The sequence below is a fragment of the Bacteroides sp. AF32-8BH genome, assembly GCF_003435205.1.
Lineage (GTDB): Bacteria > Bacteroidota > Bacteroidia > Bacteroidales > Bacteroidaceae > Bacteroides > Bacteroides ovatus.
In genome coordinates this window covers 184,353-204,267 of record NZ_QVLZ01000002.1, presented here as the reverse complement: position 1 = coordinate 204,267, position 19,915 = coordinate 184,353, and the positions used below count along the sequence as shown (strand labels likewise).

General features: G+C 40.3%; 12 protein-coding genes. 1 reads left to right on the top strand and 11 read right to left on the bottom strand.

Annotated features, from left to right (window positions below):
• Nucleotides 1–3 precede the first annotated feature (3 nt).
• Complete coding sequence (locus DWZ47_RS02155; RefSeq protein WP_117512196.1) at nt 4–1,557, top strand: sensor histidine kinase; 1,554 nt, start codon at nt 4–6, stop codon at nt 1,555–1,557.
• A 478-nt stretch (nt 1,558–2,035) separates the two neighbouring features.
• Here DWZ47_RS02155 and DWZ47_RS02150 read toward each other — a convergent pair whose 3' ends face one another.
• The 11 genes from DWZ47_RS02150 to DWZ47_RS02105 form a co-directional block, all read right to left on the bottom strand.
• Nucleotides 2,036–3,427: an FAD-dependent oxidoreductase gene (locus DWZ47_RS02150; RefSeq protein ID WP_117512195.1), complete on the bottom strand. Its 1,392-nt coding sequence runs from the start codon at nt 3,425–3,427 to the stop codon at nt 2,036–2,038.
• A gap of 35 nt (nt 3,428–3,462) precedes the next feature.
• A complete protein-coding gene (locus DWZ47_RS02145; protein ID WP_004323899.1) occupies nt 3,463–5,496 on the bottom strand; it encodes a hypothetical protein in 2,034 nt (677 codons plus the stop codon).
• A 174-nt stretch (nt 5,497–5,670) separates the two neighbouring features.
• Nucleotides 5,671–6,774: a glycoside hydrolase family 105 protein gene (locus DWZ47_RS02140; RefSeq protein WP_117512194.1), complete on the bottom strand. Its 1,104-nt coding sequence runs from the start codon at nt 6,772–6,774 to the stop codon at nt 5,671–5,673.
• Nucleotides 6,775–6,789: 15 nt separating this feature from the next.
• Nucleotides 6,790–9,696, bottom strand: coding sequence for a glycoside hydrolase family 2 protein (locus DWZ47_RS02135; RefSeq protein ID WP_117512193.1), 2,907 nt, complete (start codon nt 9,694–9,696; stop codon nt 6,790–6,792).
• A gap of 14 nt (nt 9,697–9,710) precedes the next feature.
• Nucleotides 9,711–10,856, bottom strand: coding sequence for a glycoside hydrolase family 130 protein (locus tag DWZ47_RS02130; RefSeq protein WP_117512192.1), 1,146 nt, complete (start codon nt 10,854–10,856; stop codon nt 9,711–9,713).
• 98 nt (nt 10,857–10,954) lie between these two features.
• Complete coding sequence (locus DWZ47_RS02125) at nt 10,955–13,666, bottom strand: glycoside hydrolase family 2 protein (protein ID WP_117512191.1); 2,712 nt, start codon at nt 13,664–13,666, stop codon at nt 10,955–10,957.
• A 331-nt stretch (nt 13,667–13,997) separates the two neighbouring features.
• Nucleotides 13,998–15,728 (bottom strand): endonuclease/exonuclease/phosphatase family protein, encoded by a 1,731-nt coding sequence (locus DWZ47_RS02120; RefSeq protein WP_117512190.1) that lies wholly within the window; start codon nt 15,726–15,728, stop codon nt 13,998–14,000.
• A gap of 51 nt (nt 15,729–15,779) precedes the next feature.
• Nucleotides 15,780–17,252: a hypothetical protein gene (locus DWZ47_RS02115; protein WP_233524992.1), complete on the bottom strand. Its 1,473-nt coding sequence runs from the start codon at nt 17,250–17,252 to the stop codon at nt 15,780–15,782.
• A 179-nt stretch (nt 17,253–17,431) separates the two neighbouring features.
• The gene (locus tag DWZ47_RS30870; RefSeq protein ID WP_233524991.1) at nt 17,432–17,614 is read right to left on the bottom strand and encodes a hypothetical protein; all 183 of its coding nucleotides are present in this window, start codon (nt 17,612–17,614) and stop codon (nt 17,432–17,434) included.
• Nucleotides 17,615–17,650: 36 nt separating this feature from the next.
• Nucleotides 17,651–18,748: a glycoside hydrolase family 105 protein gene (locus DWZ47_RS02110; protein ID WP_117512189.1), complete on the bottom strand. Its 1,098-nt coding sequence runs from the start codon at nt 18,746–18,748 to the stop codon at nt 17,651–17,653.
• A 27-nt stretch (nt 18,749–18,775) separates the two neighbouring features.
• Nucleotides 18,776–19,837 carry a glycoside hydrolase family 105 protein gene (locus DWZ47_RS02105; protein WP_055234533.1) on the bottom strand — a complete coding sequence of 354 codons (1,062 nt, stop codon included), beginning with the start codon at nt 19,835–19,837 and terminating at the stop codon, nt 18,776–18,778.
• Nucleotides 19,838–19,915: the final 78 nt, after the last annotated feature.

The window sequence follows — 19,915 nt, the reverse complement described above, 5'->3', positions numbered from 1 at the left end:
AATATGAAAACGTCAATAACAAGTCTTTTAATGATATTTTGTTTGAGCATAATAGCTTATGCGCAAACTCCCCAAGACAGAGCCACAGAACTAAAAAAACAAGCACAAAGCAGTCTTAATCAAAAAGATTACATCAAAGCACGTTACTTATTCAAAAAAGCATACGAAGCATTTGCAAGCCGCGAAAACTATCCACAAGCAATAGAATGTGGCGTTCAGGCTAATGCTTTATACGTCAGAGAGAACTTTTACAAAGAGGGATTCGAGCTTTGCCGTGACATGGAGCAGCTTCTATGGACGGGAGAACAGAATAAAAAGAAAGTCTTTTATGACCTGCGTTTCCTTATAAACAAGGAACGATTGCAGATGTACACCGCACTGAAAAATCCCGCACAAGCAAAGACTCAGTTGGACAAACTGGAAGAAATGGCTAATCTTGCAAAGAATGACTCCCTAACGGAGGTACTGCTGTATACAAAAGCCAACTATTATTATACTTTCAACCAAAGCACACAAGGCGATGCCTGTTTCCGCAAACTTATCAACCAATATAAAGAAAAGAAAGACTATGCCAAGGTGAGCGATTGCTACAAGAACCTTATCAGTATTGCACGGAAAGGCAACAATGCTCCACTGATGGAACGCACTTACGAAAGCTTCATTGTCTGGACAGACTCGGTAAAAGCATTAACCGCACAAGACGAACTAAATGTACTGAAGAGAAAATATGACGAAAGCCAACTGACCATACAGGAAAAGGACGACTCACTATCTGCCAAGCAATATATAATCATAGGTCTCTGTGTGCTGGCAGTCATATTGGTAGCCGGCCTGGCAATACTGGCTGTGATATTGCTACGATTCATCGCCAACAATCGTAAATTAAAGAAAAGTGTGAAAATTGCCAATGAACACAATGAACTAAAAACCAAATTCATACAGAATATATCTTCGCAAATGGAGCCTACCCTGAATACGCTGGCTACTTCAGCCGAAGAACTGTCACAAAAGGCTCCTCAAGAAGCGGCCCAAATGCAGGGACAAGTCGCAGCTTTGAAGAAATTCAGTGATGACATTCAAGAACTGTCATCTTTGGAAAACTCATTAACCGAGTTTTATGAACTAAGTGAAATCAACGTGGGAACTTTCTGTGAGAATGTGATGGATAAAGTTAAAGAATACATAAAACAGGATGTCACATCTTCAGTCAATGCACCAAAACTTCAGGTAAAGACAAACGAGGAACAATTGGAACGCATTCTTCTCTATTTACTGAAAAATGCCGCTTTCTACACCGACCAGGGTCGTATCAGTCTCGAATTCAAGAAACGGGGAGCGCACACGCACCAATTCATCGTTACGGATACAGGAACTGGAATTCCGGCAGAGCAACAGGAAAATCTCTTCAAACCTTTCACAGAAGTGAAAGACCTGACTACAGGAGATGGACTAGGATTACCGATCTGTTCACTAATTGCTGCCAAGATGAACGGAAGCCTGACACTGGATACGAATTATACGAAAGGAACACGGTTCGTTCTGGAACTTCATGTATAAATTTAGCCAACAGGAAAGCTGTTGTTTCGTTTGATTACTTTTCAAATTGTAAAGTATAGTTATCTTCAACAAAGAATGTTCTAAACGCCAATTTAAGATTTTATAAAAAACAAACAAATTTCCACATAAACAAATAGTACGTTTTTAATAAACTTTTGAGTAGTTTATTAAGAACGGTATCTGATTTTATTAGAAACTCTGCCACTGGATTTCCGAGTTTATAGATCCATCTTTTACAACAAAAAGGCTGCAAATTTCATAAAATTTGCAGCCTTTTTGCCTATATCCGGTATATCCTTCCCAATATTTATTAGGGAGCGCGTCCAGATTTGTTATAATATTATACCATTCAAGCCATCAATTTCATATTCTTTTATCTGTTATTTACAAGGTTTAAGCTCTCTTCCGGACTATAAAGATACAACATTTAAAAGGATTTGTCAAGAGGAACATCCCATAAAATTCATCCCTAATGTATTTATAAGAAATATTGCCCCTCTTCTTTTAATCTTTTGCGTAGAAAACCTACATCAATCTTATGAACATCATTCTTTGTTTGTTTGATAGCATGTACCGCAGCCATTCCGGCAGCTTCACCAGTCACCAGACAAGGTGGCATCACTCGTAAGCTTCCAAAAGCTTCCTCATCAGTAGAAATACAGCGTCCGGCGGTCAATAGATTCTTCATACCTTTAGGAGTCAAGCAACGATAAGGAATTCCATGAGATTCGCCTTTTTTGTAACGCGTCTCTTTATGCCCCGGTTTATGAACATCAATATAGTAACAATTACGTCCGATCTCATCTTCAAATGTTTTACGCTCCAGCCAATCTTGGAAAGTAAACGTATAATCCCCTTCAATCCGACGACTATCTCTAACCCCCAACAAGGAGGCAGTCTTTACAACAAAAGCGCTACCAAAAGTTTTAGGCTGAAGTTCTTTCAGTGCCTCCAAGTATTGTTCAGCAATTTGCCTACCGGTAGCCATCGCCCGTGTAGTAGCCCATGGGTCGGTCGAATCAACATTATCAATGTGTCCTGCATTAAATTGTACCACATCCGGACCGATCAGATTACTATTGAAATGTCTGCCTATCAATGGATATTTTCCGGACTTAATCGCGTCAAAGATAGGACTATTTTTGTTACTCGTATGCAATGAAGGACCTATGAGATTGTAGTTATAGCTATCGACATTGGCAAACGAGAAACACAAAGTAGAACTTTGCAGTATACCATCCTCACCTCCCTTTTTAAATGAAGCACCTGCCCAGGTAGCCACATCTCCATCTCCCGTCGCATCAATAAAGACTTTTGCTTTGAATGCAACAAGCCCGGATTTATTTGCTACGATGATAGCATCTACCGTATCATCAGCTGACATCTCAACAGCAGCAACCCTCGAAAAGAAAAGGACTTTTGCCCCCGATTCAGCGACCATCCGATCGTAAACCTGCATCAAATATTCAGGATTTATATTCACCCAATTCAGTTTTTGCTTTCTCTCATGAGGCACTCCTTTTCTTGATGCCTCGAATATCTTTTCCGCCAAACCTCGATAAATAATCTTTTCGCCGTCAGAAAACGGACACCATGCCGGAACCATACCTGCTGTTCCCATACCGCCAAGTTGTCCCATTGCCTCAATCAGCAAAGTCTTAGCTCCCTCCCGGGCTGCAGATATCGCAGCAGTACATCCAGCAGGTCCTCCACCAATTACAATAACATCCCACCGATCATCCACTGCAATCTTGGTATTCTTCAAACGCATTTTGGATTGTGTGGTATTTCCATTCACATTAAGAGCGGGAACTGCAAAAGCAGCAGAAATCAACCCAGCTTTTTTAAGAAAATCTCTTCTAGATGTCATTACAAATTAATTAATTAATTAATTAATTTATTATATTACCTTTCCATAAAAATCTCGGCACGCCCAGGAGTAAATAATTCCCATAAAGAAGCAACAGTCCATCCGGGTGCGAAAATGTCATTATAATATCCTTTGCCATTCTTCCCGTAATCCCAACTGGTATGTTGAACAACTTCCGGATAGTAACCCACTTTGGCAATGCCACACATGTGTCCTTCATAAGGCAATAACTGCCGCATAGAGGTTGAAATCACTTCTGCGAAGTTCGAGAAACGGGATTCTTTATATTCGTTCGATAACCAACGAAGTACATCGGCAAATTCAAATACAAACACATCAATATGATTATTTTCTACCGAAACATTTCCCCAGCCACGTGTTTTCAAACCAATATCACCCAGCATCTGTCCGGGAGCAAAAGGAACATCCCACAAATAATACCACGATAATGCAAAATAAGCGGCTTGCTTCGTCAGATCAGCATAATGCTTATGTTCCTCCCCTTTAGTAACTAATGAAAGATAATAGGTAGCAGTTGCAGCATAAAGTGACGCTTCTTTATCTTCGCAATTCGCATCAAGAGTAGACGAGAAATAATCGGCCTTAGAAATCAGTTCTTTTTCCAAATAATCCGCAGTCCGCTTAGCACTATCCAAGTAACGTTTATCCTTAAAGTATTTATATCCCATGACTAAAGGTAATGTAGCCGAAGGAGTACTTCCTCCGCTTTTATCTACAATCGAGAAGTCATCACGGAACTTTCGTGGAAAACTACCATCAGCATTTTGCAATTGCAGAAACATGTTCAACATGTTTTTCAATCGCTGTTCCCATTCCGGATGCTTACGACCTTTTTCTTTTTCATAAGCCAGGAAATGAAAAATTGCATAAAGTCCTTCCGATTGACGACGGATACTATGAACAGGATCCTCAAAGTTCTTGTCATAATTTACCGATTCCTTGAGAAAGCCTGCTTCCGTGAAACCATTCTTCAAATAACTGTCGAATATTTTGGCACTGTTAGCCTTCAAATCTTCCCGGTTACATTCCCAACCATATTCCCAGGCATTGAATGCATTCAGAAGAACACGCCCTATAAAACCGACTTCCGCCTGCCCATTACTTGTACACGCATCTGTTCTAAGATGTATACCCGAATTATATACCAACGGATATTTATCTACAAAACTACTTACAAAAAATTGGCTAAGAGTCTGCTTCATATATTCAATTGAATAGGGAGTATCTACAGGTTTAGGCAAATATGTATCATAACAATATTCCCAAGTATGGCGCACAAAATCAGAGTAATCCTTAGCTTCACCTTCAGTAATTTGCCAAGTCAACAAAATCGTCTCTCCTTTTTTAAGATGCTGATAAGCCGTTACAGCCGGAGCTAATGTCAATTTACGGATATAACTTTTAGGAGCCTCCCGATAAGGAAAACCGAAAGAAAGAGTAGCAACCCCGTCCTTATTTTCAAATCCGGTATATCCCAAAGACGTTTTATCCGAGAGAATAATCTCACCTTCACGATGGGTAGCCAACGTGCTATTTACAAATTTATCCAGTCTGTTGACAGTCATAAAACGTTGTTTCTTCTCACAGAAAATCCCGGTGAGAGGTGCGCTTAACCTGTCTTCACTTACAATCCAACTGTCTGAAGTATGAAATGAAGGGGCTTCCTTGGGCGAACGCAGATTACGCCGATACCAGAACCCCGGCATATAGAATAGGCAATCGTTATGACGGAAATCTGTTGCCACCTGCTGACTGTAATTAAAGTAAATATCTTCCAATGCGGTAATAGACACACTAATACGTAACCCATCATCACCATCTACTATGTTTTGAGACACAGTCAACGGCATCTTTTCCGAATTCTCCAAATAATAAGTGCCGTTATTATTTTGAGACTTCTGAAAAGTCAATGGATAACGCTTCGCGTCATTCCCTGGAACTTTCAAGAAAATAGATGCAGAAATCGATTCCGGCACATTATTAAAAGCTCTAGCAATAGTAGCACATGCTACAAAAGCCATCCCACAAAGTAAATATTTCAAACTCATATAAAACATTAATGTGAATCAGCCCGCCTGATTCTATTTGTACTAAATTGTTAAGGCAAAGTTAAAGAACATCCTCCACATTGAATAAAACAAATTGGGCTATAAATAAAAAAAATTATCCAATTTGGCAAAAATTCCCTCCAAAGCCTCAACTAGAGCTCCATACAGAAACGATTATTTTTCCATAAGGGCAGCAGCACACCACAAATAAGGTCCCTGTCCATGAAAATCACCAGTGCGACGCGGACGGTCATAATAGTACTGTTTGCTATTCTTTTTATTCGTTCCTACACAGACATTGCCCACCTGATTTTTTTCATTGAGATATGGCACTAAAGCCATCCACGCCTTTCGGGTAGCCGGAGCATAAGCTTCTGCATCTAACCATCCATTTTGAACCCCCTTAATAAAGGCAAAAGTGAACATTGCTGAACCAGAAGTTTCAGTCCAACAATCAGACTTGTCAATCAATTGATTCCAAAGTCCTTCCGGATTCTGATACTTTTTAAGGCTCTCCATCATTTTGAGATAGCCTTCCATAATGCGTGCACGATCTTTATGTTTTTTAGGCAGGCACTGAAGCAACTCCGCCATACCGGCAGCCATCCAGCCATTTCCACGCCCCCAATAATAAGGCACATCCGGGGCATGATAGAAAAGGCCATTCGGACGTTGTAACTCATCCAAGTACATCACCATCTCCTTAGCAGCACGGTCAATATATTTCTTATCCTTCGTTACTTTATAGGCACGTGTCTGTACAATGGTAATCATATACATATCATCAATCCATAAACGTGTTTGCCAAGAATAACCTTTTTCCGCCCATTCCTTTTCATGCGGTTTCACATTTTTCGGAAGCTCCCACTGCGAATCGGCATAAGGCAAACCTAAATAACGATATTTCAGATCCTTCGTCACCAAATAGAATTCGAGAGGAAGACTACCGAACATATTCAAATCAACATGATTCATAATAGGTTGTAAAATCTTCTCTTCGGTAAACAAGAAATCAAACTTTTCTTGTAAACGTTGAATAAGCTCCTTGTCTTTCGCTCCATCAGCATATCGCAAGGCGCCACTCCAATAGAAGGTTTCCGGATAGCCAATCCATTTACCAACATGAAGCGCGTGTTTTTCTGTTAAAAAGCGATATGCTATTCGTTTGCCTATCTCTTCTGGGGTATATCCTTCAGGAAAGTCCTTCAGTAAACTTTTCTGAGCAAACATCAATTGAAAAGGAATCAAAAATAACAAAATCAAGAATTTCTTACTCATAATATTTTTCTTTATCTATTCAACAATATATCCATCTACCCGCAAAAGCAGTTTATCAACTCCTTCCTTACAATCTACCTGAAAACAAACTTCTTTAGATTCTCCCGGCATCAGATAAAAGTATCCATCATCAAAATAAGCCGGACGAACAGCCGCATCAGTTTTTGCATCCCTTAATGTCAATGCTATTGCAGCGGCCAGGTATTGTCCCGGATTTTTCACAATAAGCCTGCCTTCATAATGATTAGTCTTTTTCGTGAAGTTCTTCACCAAAACATTTACCGAAGAAACTGGTAAATTAGCCAAGACCTTTCCGTCCCATTCCTTCTGATTGAGCCAATAAACATTATCATCCAGCAACTTTCCGTTATTAGTTGTCAACACCAACTTTACCCAGCAGAAATCAGGAAGTCTTTTTATATCATCCAACTGTGTTACAGAAGTCAGCGCATTGGCTGTCACTTGTCCTACCTTATGTTGTAAAGAACGTATTTTTTTGCCTACTTTATCATAAACAGTAACTCCTACCTTCAAATCTCGATATTCTTTCAGTGTAGTATTAATAATATCCACTTTATGTTGACTATTAAGACTCATCTGAATATGAAGAGGACGACATGCTTTTTGCGTGCCATAATAAGCACCAGCTGTTTCCCCATTCGAACTGTAGTTCTGCCAAACCATACTGGGCCATGCAGGATGGCTCATCCACAATAATACCCCGGAAGCATCATTCCACATCTTGCTGTTCCATGCTTCAAAAATGGCCCGATGGCTTTCGTAATTAATCAATTGTGCTTTCTTGCAGAAATCATCCAAGTTATCAGAAGGTCCTAGTTTACGATCCATCCCTTCCTTATAAAGCTCACTAAAAGTCTTACTACCATATCTATGATTATGCCAGTCATGGTAATACCAAACATCACTAATGGGCCATGTATCCTCTTCCGCCATAAACTCACGAACAGTTTCAGCCGTAGGCAGAGAAGGAGTACCCACTTCCGAACGAAATCCTCCAGCTAAAGAACGGTAGTACCAGCCTGCATCAAACTGATAACGCCAAGGTCCGCTTCCTGAACTATTCAATGAACGGGAATTTCCTGTATAATGCCTGCTGCCATCTTCTTTAGCTAAAGTAGCGGCCAACATGTACTCAAGTTCATTCGGAGCAAAACCCTCATTACGTGCACACCATAAAGCGATGGAAGGGTGATTACGGAAACGACGTACCGTTTCAGTCACATTCTTTATGAACAGGCAGTTATCTAATGGATTAAGATTAAATCCGTCTGTTGAAAGCCAAAAATCATTCATCACTAACATTCCGTATTCATCGCAAAGCTCATAAAAGACTTCTTCCGTACTCTCACCCGTCCAGTTACGAATCATATTATAATTCATATTCTTATGCAACTTCAAGGCAGGTTCCAGTCGTTCCCGGGAAACACGCTTCATACCATCATCCATCCCCCAGTTACCTCCTTTGCAATAAATCCGTTGTCCGTTCACCTTTATAACCATGTATTCTTTCATCAGTGAATCCTTTATCAACTCTATTCCCTGTGAAGAAACCGGTTTCAATAAATTTGGGACAAACTCTCCATCATAATTCGTATAGCGAACCTTACTATCCGTTTTTTTACGTTTCACAGCATCAAAAACGGGTTTTCCATCCTGCAAAGCAGCAGTTGGATTATAGTTCAACCGCACCACAGGAGCGTTATCCTCATACGCAGACAATTCATATTCCAACTCACGAATACCAATACGCATTTTTTTGACATCAAGAGTATCTTTATTAGGTGATATCAGGCTCAAAGATGCTTCATATAAATATTGTTCTCCATATCCATTCGGCCACCATAGACGTGGATTCTTCATTCGCAGTTCCTTACATTCGTGAGGAGTAAGTTTAATCATCCTTTTTTCATTTGCATTCAAAGAAACCGGATAAACAGCAGACACACCTCCTATATTAAAATGTAAATTGGCAGTACAAGTCGTTTTAGAAGAATTATAAATCTCCGTCTGAACGATAAAATTGACAGATGTAGTGTCAGGCAAAGGCAGATCCGCAATCACATGCGTATCAACAATTTCCAGTTCATTTCCAAATTTGACTCTGACATCCTGCCAAATACCCATGTTTCGGTCGCGTATGCCGGGAATCCAATCCCAGCCTTCTGAAGAGATAAAAGTAGGACCGTCTAAGCACAATGCTCCACCATTGGGGCCGATTCCTTCTTTCTTATTTGCTTCGTGAGGAATACCGGGATTGTTAGGTGGAAGAATACGAATGGCCAACAGGTTCTTCTTATCATAATCCACCCAAGGAGTTATATCAAAAATACCTCTCTCAAAAGCACCAACCATTGTTCCTAATAGTTGATGATTGAACCAGATCTCCGCTTTATAATTGATTCCATTCAGAATCAACTTCACTTTTTCTCCCTTCTTACTACGAGGAATACTAAAAGAATTGCGATACCACCAGTCCATCCGGCAAAGCGTATCAGGAATCAATAAATTGTTAAGCCCCCAATAGGGATCAGGGTATACGCCCTGATCCACCAACGTAGTTAATACTGTACCGGGAACTGTTGCCGAATACCATTCGCTTGTACCTAAATCTTGTGCAAATACCGATTTTTCAGCTGCTCTAGCTTTATATCCTTCTATCATTTCCCAGCCTTTGGAGAGTTGGTACTCCCAATCGGAAAGCGGACTCAATTCTCCGGGCTCTACCACTTTTTTTTTAGGCTTAGCTGTCTGAAATGAATGTTTTGAATGAGGTATCACTTCGGAACTCTGTTTACGAGATAAACCAAAATTCCATTTTAGTTTTTGTGGATAAATGCATTCTGTAGAAGCACACAGAAAAACAATTACACAAGCAAGATATGTATTCAGCCTTATTCTCATCGTCTTATAATCTACTATTTTGTTTTCAATTTCTTCACATCATCACATACCGCTACCGCCACCTGTGAATCCGCACAACCATAATAGAGGTATAGTTTCTTCTTGTGATAAACAAGTCCCTCGATAAATACTGTTCCGTCCTTGTACTGTCCGCTCTTCTCAAAAGGAGCTTCGGGAGCAAAGAAAGGCTTATCCAAACGGTCTAATACTTTATAGGGATCGTTACCATCCAATAAAAGCTGTCCGGCACAATAAGCATTGCCAGGATAGTTAGCATCTCCAGTTTTACCGCTATTCTTACCATTATACACGAGAACAATGCCATGCTTAGTACGAATAGCCGGAGGGCCACATTCTGTCAACAAACTATCAAAATGTCCTTTACGAGGTTGTATGATTTTCATCAGTTCATTCTTCTCATCCAAAACCGGATACCAGTCAATCAGGTTATCAGAAGTAGCAGCATATATAGCATGTTCTCCCCAATACATGAAATACTTGCCATTAACTTTGTCTATGACCAATTGATTTCCTTTCAATTTTGTTAAAATAGACCCCGATTTACAGAAAAGGTTATTAAATCGACCATTATAGGCTTTATCAAAGGCAAGCCCGTGTTTTGTCCAGTTCTTCAGGTCTCGGGAAGTAGCTACTGCAAGGCGTGCTTTTTTCCGATTCCATGCTGTGTAGAGCATCACATACAGTCCGTCTTCGGTCATAGCCACACGAGGATCTTCACAACCACCCGGCCAATCTTGATCTTTAAAATTATCTTCAGCAGGAAAAAGAACAGGATTATCAAGCCTTTTCATCTCAATCCCATCCTTGCTTTCAGCATAACCAACACGTGAGGTTCTTTTACCTATACCTTGGGCCGAATTATCTTCTGCACGATAAAGCACGACAATCTTTCCATCTTTTACAGTAGCAGCAGGGTTAAAAGTGTCACTTTCCTCCCACTTAACTTGCTGCTTACGCATCGGACAATAAAACTCTGTAGGCTGCGGTGATATGACAGGATTAACTCCTTCAGGACGCAAGAATGGCCCGATCACCCAATTATTATCCTGTTTATCCTGATTAGTATCTAAAGAAGGCGCATTGGTAAATCCACATGCAGATAATATACCAACTATGCCAATGATAAGTTTCAGTTTCATCTTAGTTCTCTTTTATAGTTAAAAATGTTTTTTATCACGTAATTGATTCTACACTCCTGATATAAAGAATGTAGAACCAATTCACAACCTTACTCTTATTACTTTAGTTTATATTCTTGCTTATTTATATTCCAACCTTTCAGTGCCAATACAGCGCCGTCTTTCAGTTTTCCTTTTGCAGTCTCAATGGTTACCGTTTTCTTTTCACCCGGCATCAGGGAGAAGAAATTGTCTGTATAGAACGACGGACGTATCGGACTCATCTTTGAATTCAGGAATTGCAACTGATTAAAGAAAGCAATCTGCCCGGAGGTATTTCTCAAAGTAATATCTACAAAGTAATTGTTATCATCTTCTCTTACTTTATAGGTAAGTTTCACTTTTGCCTGCTTCAGTTTACTCAAATCTTCAAAACCTGAAGCAGCCGGACCGGTCAAAGTCTTGCTTCCTTCATATTTGTCATTGGAGCGCCAATAGAAATTGGAAGAAACATCTTTTCCATTTTCATCTTTCAGAATCAGTTTAATAAAGTGAACTTGAGATATATTTTCCGGGAAACGAATAGTCAACGCATCGTTTACCACTCCATCCGAGGGTAGATTAACCACTGCTGATTCTTCAAATACTTTCTTACTGTTAATATCGTAAACCTGTGCTATCACTTTATAATTCTTAAATTCACGATAATAATCATTCACTACAGACACTGTATTCTTAAGATAGTCAAACTGTGCATGTAATGGTTCTAAAGAGTTGGCAGTATGATAAAGGGACGCTGTCGGTTCCAGAGACCAGTCCCACATACGGGAAGCCACTTGAGGCATAGAGCAGTTATGATACCAAAACAAAAGTCCGGAACAGAAACGATCACCATAATCCAGCTTATTGTAGTTCCATACTTCCCAGATACTCTTCGAATTAATAGCTCCCAACAATTGCCCTTTCTGTGCAAACTCATCAATCGATGATGATTTTCCGTAGTTATTCACCAAGTCTGTATACATAGTACTCATCAGATGGAAACCATTTCCATCCAGATAATCCCATACTTCCTTATTAATAGGCCAAAGGTCTTTTTCATCCATCATTTCCCGGAGGATTTCCACAGTCGGAAGAGTAGGTGCACCGTATTCCGGATTAAATCCGTCTACACGGCTTCCTCTGGGAGAGGCCGTATTTTCATAATGCTGCATCGGATTTACCTGTTTGTAAGGACTGCCATCATGCACTCCTTCACATTCGGACTGCATCTGGAATCCACGTGTACCATCCAGTTTATTCAGTAATTCAGGAGTACCGGTAACTTCTGTACTCTCATTAGAAGCAACATAATAAGCCAAAGAAGGATGATTACGAATACGTTTTACGGTAGATTCCACGTTACTCATATAGAGAGCCTTGTCATGCGGATGACGAGTGTCACCGGTCATCCAGAATTCTTGCCATACCAACAGTCCCAATTCATCACACAATTGGAAGAAATAATCAGATTCTGCAATACCGCCTCCCCACATTCTTAAAAGGTTGACACCGGACTGGCGGGAGTACCGCAATTCAGCATAAGTACGTTCATCTGAAGTTCTCAACATGGCTTCCGGTATCCAGTTGGTACCACGAATAAATAATCGTTTGCCGTTCACATAAAAGACACGTGATTTATCCGGAGTTTTTCTATCCGAGACAATTTCACGAATACCGAATCTTGTCTTTACAGAATCACATTCTTTACCATCAACGGATACTGTCAGCTTCAGGTCATATAAGTTTTGTGGTCCTTTATTGACTGGCCACCACAGTTTTGGAGAGTTAATAACCAGTTGCGGGAATTCTTCGGGGGAGAAGGTTGCTGTTTTTTCTTCTCCACGCATCAGTCGGAAGGTCTTTTCGAAAGTGATATTTTCACCCACAATTTCACCCTTCACCTTGCAACTGATTACCCGGTTACTGGTCGATGGATTGATAATCTCAACCGATACAGTCTCACGAGCCTGATCATAATCAGGTTTTCTCAATTCAGATTTAACGAAAGGATGGCGTAATGCTACTCTGCCTGTAGCATAGAGGGAAATATTTTTCCATATACCTGTATTACGGTCACGGATACCGTCCATAAAGGTAAAGTCCCAACCTACTGTCATCAACATGGTAGTATTCAAACCAATGTTACCGTTTCCACCGTTATGGAATTCCCCGGCTGCTCCCCAGGATTTCGGCTTCGCACTTCCAGGAACATCTACCGGATAGACCTTTATAGCCAGTCCGTTTTTTCCTCCGATTTTCACAAAATCCGTAACATCAATATAGTCCTGAATAAACATACCATTCATTGTGCTCAACAAGTTACCATTCACCCATACTTCTGCCCGGTAGTTGATACCATCCAACTGTAACCAGACAGTCTTTCCCTTGAATGACTGCGGTACTGTAAAATCTGTCCGAAACCAATAGGTGTAAAAGTCACGTCCGGTTTCAGAAATATCCGGTATCAATTTAGATTCAATCTTATTATTGATTCCATAATAAGGCTCCGGGTATTTTTGGTTATACACCAAAGAATTCAAAACTGTTCCGGGAACGATGGCCGGCATCCAATTTGCAGTTGTATAATTGGATAACGAAATCTTTTCTCCGGGATCTGTTGCATCTCCAGCTTTTATCATTTTCCACTGGTAGTCGCCCTGATGACCAATTTCAGAATCAAGCCAGATACGTTGCGTATTTCCGACATTGTTCTTCCCATTCTGTGCTGTCACTACTGCAGCAAAAAATAATAATAAAATCGGTAAAAAGGTTTTAGCAATGTTGTGCATATTCGTATGTTACAATTTATTGGTTTATATAATCTTAAAAGTCTAAAACGGATGAGGACAAAAATAGTGTTTTCTAGCTGTCCGGCATGCTAAAAACAAGTCAATAAATGAAATTTGAGTCCCAAACTGCCATATATTGCCTATTTGAAGGTTATCTAGCAACAGACAGAAAGACATTAGTTAATCATTGGTTTATCCATTACAAATAGTTGGCATGTTAGCTATTAATAGCTGAATTCTCGGATATTAATACCTTACACGACAGGTATTAATACCCGAGACCTCAATAATTAACAGTCTGGAGACTCACTAATTCCGGTACACCGTTCCGTCATTTCGTAAAGACAAATTCTGTCCGTAATCCCCGGTGATCGAATACATTTTCAAACGGTCCCCAATTAGGAAGAACGATATCCGACATTTCCGTGTTCTCTCCTATTACCTGACAACTTTTCACTTCCGTGTTGGGAGATAAAGTATAAAGAGTCAAATCTAATCGGTCTTTGGTGTCCTTCTTGCTCGGACGCGGTGTCCACGTGAATCCCGGATGCGTCACTGGATCCGGATGTATCGTCCGGTAGGCATCACCTTTTATACCGCCTTCCCACAGGGAACGGGTGGTAGGCCACTGGACAACGTAAGGAGCAAGGCCTGCTGACAAGGCACCTTCCGTCCAATCAAGCCATGACGGTTCGTTGAAGTCCCCCGAAAGACAAACAAAAGGAGTAGTAGACGAATGGAAGTCTTCCAGCAGTTTGTCCACCATGCCCTGACGAGCTTCTTTGTTGACTTTTACTACATAATCGACATCGTCCGTAGCAGGAAAATCTTTATACTCGATACCATTCAACTGATAAGGACCGTAAGGGAAGTAAGCACCGTGACAGTTCATCACCAACACAACAATGCCTTCACCCAAGTCGATATAAGCACCATACTTGTTTGGTGTAATCCCCGAGAAAGGATAGCGCGATATAATGCTACATTTTCCTTGTCCATTGTTGGAGTGAGTATGAACGTAAAGCCCCTGTGCTTGTATATCAGATTCGGAGAGATTACTACATTCCTGCGCGCAAAGCACATCCACATCAATTCTATTGAAGTAATCCAACACAACGGAAGTCGATTTACCCCATAAGTTTTGCGTAGCAAGTTTCAGCGTTTTAGGTGCTACACGTGTTGCCCAAGTAGCAGCAACTTTTCCTTTTGCATCAGCAGACATTTTAATATAGTAAGTCTTTCCACTGCCTACATTAAGCGCAAGTCCCACCGGTACCGTTACCCGTACGTCCTGTTCTCCAGAAATCGGATGAGTGATATGCAGCGTAGCATTCACTCCAAAAGTTCCGGCGCACATATCCGGAAGCATATAGCATACATCCTCTTGGGGCACACACTGATAGGTTTTTCGAGTTACTACCGGAAGATTCTCATATTCACTGTAAAACTGTGGTTCGATATGAACATAAGGAACAGAAGAAGCGGCATCTGCAAAAGTCACGGAATTCACCGTAATATCCGAAACAGTTTGCGCATCCTTTTGCAAAACAATCTTGGATGCACGCGGAGCAAGAGTAACCTGCACCGATGCAGACGCAGCAGCTACACGAAGTGTACCATCTTTTTCATTACCTCTACTGACAAGCATCTCCATCGGATCAGCTAACGGCAATAGAGAAGTATACGCTTCTAAATCCCAATAAGTCTTACCAGAAGTCAAATCCGGGAATATGTTATTGACTGTGGTGCACAAAAACAGGAATCGATAAACGACGCCTTTAGTTACAGAAACCTTTATTTCATTTGCTGCATCCCCTATACTTCCTGTTTTGTCAAACAGATAATTATATTGATCGTCAAAACAGAATATCTTCCACTTCATTCTGTCCAAAGACACAGAAGCCCTGGTGGAGGACATCGTTAGCCCTCCCTCCATATTCAGACTGAAACGTATTTCTTTTGTGTCATCCCCCTTCTGCACATCACTTACATATCCTTCAGCACAAGCCGTGAATAGGCTGGAAATCATTAGAAGAATCACAAATAGAGTATTCTTTAGCATTGTCTTACAAATTTAATCATTGAATATATATCCTTTCAAGAATCCATACAGTTATTCCCAACCGGCCTTATCACGAATACATCTGTAGGGGATTCCGTAATCCTTCTTCACTGTCCATTCATCGTTAAATGTCTGTCCCGCTATAGTAAGACCTGGCAGTTTGATGTTCACCCAAGCTACGTTCGGCCACGTACCATAACAAGCTAAGTCTTTCACATTGGGAGTAGCTCTATCGTATGGGTATCCCCCCAATATACGCAAATTAGTAGCCTCATCGTCTTTATCGAACCAACAGTAAGTATATAAAGCCTCTGCCACTTGTGATTTAAGATGCTGTCCTACCCACAAAATATAATCTTTTGCCTCTGCATCATTCAATGCTGTCCAACCCTCGGGACAAAGATTCTTCGCCCCCTCATTACCCGTTTTACCTTTCATAGGAGTATTAAACGTATATCCTTCAGTTCCACAGAAATAAGCCTTATCTACTGTATTATGGACAAGATAGGTGGACTGACGACAGTGCACTGGCGAATAGAGCTTCTCTTCCCACGATAGACAAGGAAGCGGAGTGCCTGGATACGGATCAGCAAACCCGATTACCAACAAGTTCTCATCTGAAACGGCTCCGTTAAGATGTGTGATAGCAAACTGACTTGTCTTCTCAGGATGTGCAGTCACCGTGTAAATAATCTCATGACGATAAAGACCGCTACCTGCATCTTTAGTAGATGAAGAAATGGTAAGCCATTTAGGTAAGCTTCCGTCATACGCAGCGTCCAATGCTGCTGAGCTATAATCTGTAACGACACGTTTTATAGTATATGGCATTGTAGCGTCAGCTGCAATCTTTACATAAGTCCCTTTAATATCTGTACCAGCAATGACAGTAGCCTTGTCATCCATTACAGAGATTCCGTCTTCAATCGTCACCCAATCAATTGAAGTTCCGTCTTTCCATTCTTCTACTGAGATATCAAAGCCTGTAGAACCGGCTATCTTTTTCGTATTAAGCTGATAGAGATAGTTGGCCTCCACATTGATATCAGCAGTAAGATTCAGATAAAGAGTCGGCCCTTCCGTATTGGTATTAGCAAGTTTAGTGGTAGCCCATACAACTGTTTTTTCATTCTGCTCAAGAGTTGAAGTCAACTGAGTCGGATAAAGATAGAAACTCTTTCCGTCATTAGCTAAATCAGCTGCCGGTATTTCCAGAACATCAGAAGATATATTGCCTGCATTACCACTTATATCACCAATGAATCCTTGAGTGTATCTATTCTTAATATATACCTTATCAATCACTAATCCCAATTCTGCCGGATCATTCAGCAAATCAAATCTGGCTACACGTCTTTTAAGTTTTACATCAATCTGATTATCGGAAGATTCTACATCAGCAACTGTTACATACTCCTTACCATCTGTTTTGACATTGGACATAACAAATGGAGGATTCAACTTACCACTCTCCGCAACAGTCTTACTATTTAGCAGTTCTTCGATTGTATTTGTTGCACTCATATTAGGGAAGTTGTTCTCATCCTCACTCTCCACAATAATAAATCTCTTTTCTCCTCCAGTCGAAGAAGCTAATTCTACAGTATATGACCTTGTATCATCGTTTACACCTACAGAAGCAGCTGCATAATTTAAGACATACCTTTGTTCATACTTACCTTCTTTGCTAAATTGATAAAAGGCTATTTTGTCATTAGTGCCTCCTCGTCACCGACATCCACTGCCTTGGTAAGGAATGCAACTGGAGTATGTAAGTTAAATGTTATTTTACCTTTGTCTAAAGGCAAGTCATTGGAATCTTCACCGTTTCTCTGGAGGTTTATAAACAAAATAATCAACAATAAAATCAAATAACTTTCTTTCATATATCGTATTTTATGTAAGTATCACATCATACAAAACTACTGTTCCAACAGCGCAACCACACACCAAAGGTAAGGAGCTTGCCCATGATAATCACCAGTATGTCGTGGACGATCATAATAATATTGCTTACTATTCTTTTTATTTGTTCCCACACATACCTCTCTCACATCATTCTTCTCATTAATATATGGTATCAAAGCCATCCATGCTTTACGAGCAGCCGGACCATATTCTTTTGCTTTAAGCCATCCTTGTTTCACACCGGCAATAAACGCAAAAGTAAACATCGCAGACCCCGAAGTCTCTGCCCAACAATCAGGTTGGTCTATCAACTGATTCCACAAACCATCTGATGTTTGATACTTTTTCAAACTTTTCATCATTTTCTGATAACCTTTCAAAATTCGCAAACGATCTTTGTTATCCTTAGGTAAATATCGAAGCAATTCAGTCATGCCTGCAGCCATCCATCCATTTCCGCGTCCCCAATAAAACGGGACATCTGGCGCATGATAAAAAAGTCCATTCGGACGTTGTAACTCATCTAAATAAAGAACCATTTCTTTGGCAGCACGGTTAAGATATTTTAAGTCTCCAGTCACCTTGTAAGCTTGAGTCTGTATAATAGTAATCATATACATATCATCAATCCATAAACGAGTCTGCCAACTATATCCTTTCGCATCCCATTCCTTTTCTTGAGCTTTTGCATTTTCAGGAACTTCCCATTGTGTATCCGCATAAGGTATTCCTAGATCTAAATAACGTTTTTCTTTAGTTATCCAGTAAAACTCCAAAGGAAGGCTGCCGAACATATTCCAATCTACATGGCTCTTTTTAGGCAAGATTTGCTTTTTGGTAGTAAACAATGAATCAAATTTATTTTGTAACAATTGAAACAACTTCTCATCTTTAGTTACAGCGGCATACTTAAGAGCACCACTCCAATTAAATGTATCAGAATAGCCTATTCCCTTTTTATCACTTATTTTATATTTTTCCATAAAACGATATGCCAATCGGTTACCCACTTCTTCGGGAGTATATCCTTGGGGGAAATTAGTTAAAATGTTTTGACCCATCAATAACTGAATAGGTAAAGAGTATAATAAAAAAAGAATTTTCCTACACATAACAATAATATTTTTAGTCAAAATCAATCATTCTTCTAATAGAGCAACCGTACACCAAAGATAGGGAGCTTGGCCGTGATAATCACCCGTATTACGCCGCCGGTCATAATAATATTGCATATCATTTTTTTTATTGGTTCCCACACAAACTTCTCTAACCTTGCCATCCGGATTTATATATGTAACCATACCTAACCATGCTCTACGAGCAGCCTCTCCATATTCTTTTACGGGTAACCAGCCATATTTCACTCCCATAATAAATGCATATGCAAACATCGCTGAACCAGATGTTTCTATCCAACAATCAGGCTTATCAACCAATTGTCGCCACATTCCCTCTTCGGTCTGATATTTCTTCAGACTTGCCATCATAGTTTGAAAGCCTTGTATAATCCGCGAATAATAGGGGCTCGATTCCGGCAGAAAGCGAAGTACCTCTGCCATACCGGCTGCCATCCATCCGTTTCCACGTCCCCAGAAATAAGGAACATCTGGCGCATGATAGAAAAGTCCGTTCAAACGCTGTAATTCATCCAGATACATCGCCATTTCTTTAGCAGCACGTTCAACATATTTCATATCACCCGTCGCTCTGTAAGCGTGCATCTGTATGATGGTAATCATATACATGTCATCGATCCATAAACGAGTCTGCCAACTATATCCTTTTTCCGCCCATGATTTCGCACTTATACTTGCATCTTCCGGCACTTCCCATTGAGAGTCTGCATAAGGCTTTCCCATCTCCCGATACCGTTCATCCTTGGTTATCAGATATAGTGTCAAAGGAAGACTACCAAACATATTCCGGTCAACGTGATCCATCACAGGCAGAAAGTTCTTATCAGTGGTAAAGAAAGATTCAAATCCGGTTTTTAAAGGTAACAGCAACTCATTATCTTTAGCCGCTTCCGCATATTTCAAGGCACCATTCCAGGTAAACGTTTCCGCATACCCTAACGTTTTCCCATTATGTTTACCTTTTGCAAAAAGATTTCCCAACCGTTTACCTATCTCTTTCGGCGCGCTTCCAGCCGGAAAGTTTATTAGTAACGGAGTATCAATGGTACGCTTAGTTTGCAGCATCCATTCCAAAATTTCTACTCCTTCGCCACCTTGATTACGATGGATAGTTAACTTATAATACTGATAAACTGCTTCATT

Coding starts and splice junctions, on each gene's coding strand:
- DWZ47_RS02155 (WP_117512196.1), top strand. CDS start 4: ATGAAAACGTCAATAACAAGTCTTTTAATGATATTTTGTTTGAGCATA.
- DWZ47_RS02150 (WP_117512195.1), bottom strand. CDS start 3,427: ATGACATCTAGAAGAGATTTTCTTAAAAAAGCTGGGTTGATTTCTGCT.
- DWZ47_RS02145 (WP_004323899.1), bottom strand. CDS start 5,496: ATGAGTTTGAAATATTTACTTTGTGGGATGGCTTTTGTAGCATGTGCT.
- DWZ47_RS02140 (WP_117512194.1), bottom strand. CDS start 6,774: ATGAGTAAGAAATTCTTGATTTTGTTATTTTTGATTCCTTTTCAATTG.
- DWZ47_RS02135 (WP_117512193.1), bottom strand. CDS start 9,696: ATGAGAATAAGGCTGAATACATATCTTGCTTGTGTAATTGTTTTTCTG.
- DWZ47_RS02130 (WP_117512192.1), bottom strand. CDS start 10,856: ATGAAACTGAAACTTATCATTGGCATAGTTGGTATATTATCTGCATGT.
- DWZ47_RS02125 (WP_117512191.1), bottom strand. CDS start 13,666: ATGCACAACATTGCTAAAACCTTTTTACCGATTTTATTATTATTTTTT.
- DWZ47_RS02120 (WP_117512190.1), bottom strand. CDS start 15,728: ATGCTAAAGAATACTCTATTTGTGATTCTTCTAATGATTTCCAGCCTA.
- DWZ47_RS02115 (WP_233524992.1), bottom strand. CDS start 17,252: ATGAGTGCAACAAATACAATCGAAGAACTGCTAAATAGTAAGACTGTT.
- DWZ47_RS30870 (WP_233524991.1), bottom strand. CDS start 17,614: ATGAAAGAAAGTTATTTGATTTTATTGTTGATTATTTTGTTTATAAAC.
- DWZ47_RS02110 (WP_117512189.1), bottom strand. CDS start 18,748: ATGTGTAGGAAAATTCTTTTTTTATTATACTCTTTACCTATTCAGTTA.
- DWZ47_RS02105 (WP_055234533.1), bottom strand. CDS start 19,837: ATGCTGCAAACTAAGCGTACCATTGATACTCCGTTACTAATAAACTTT.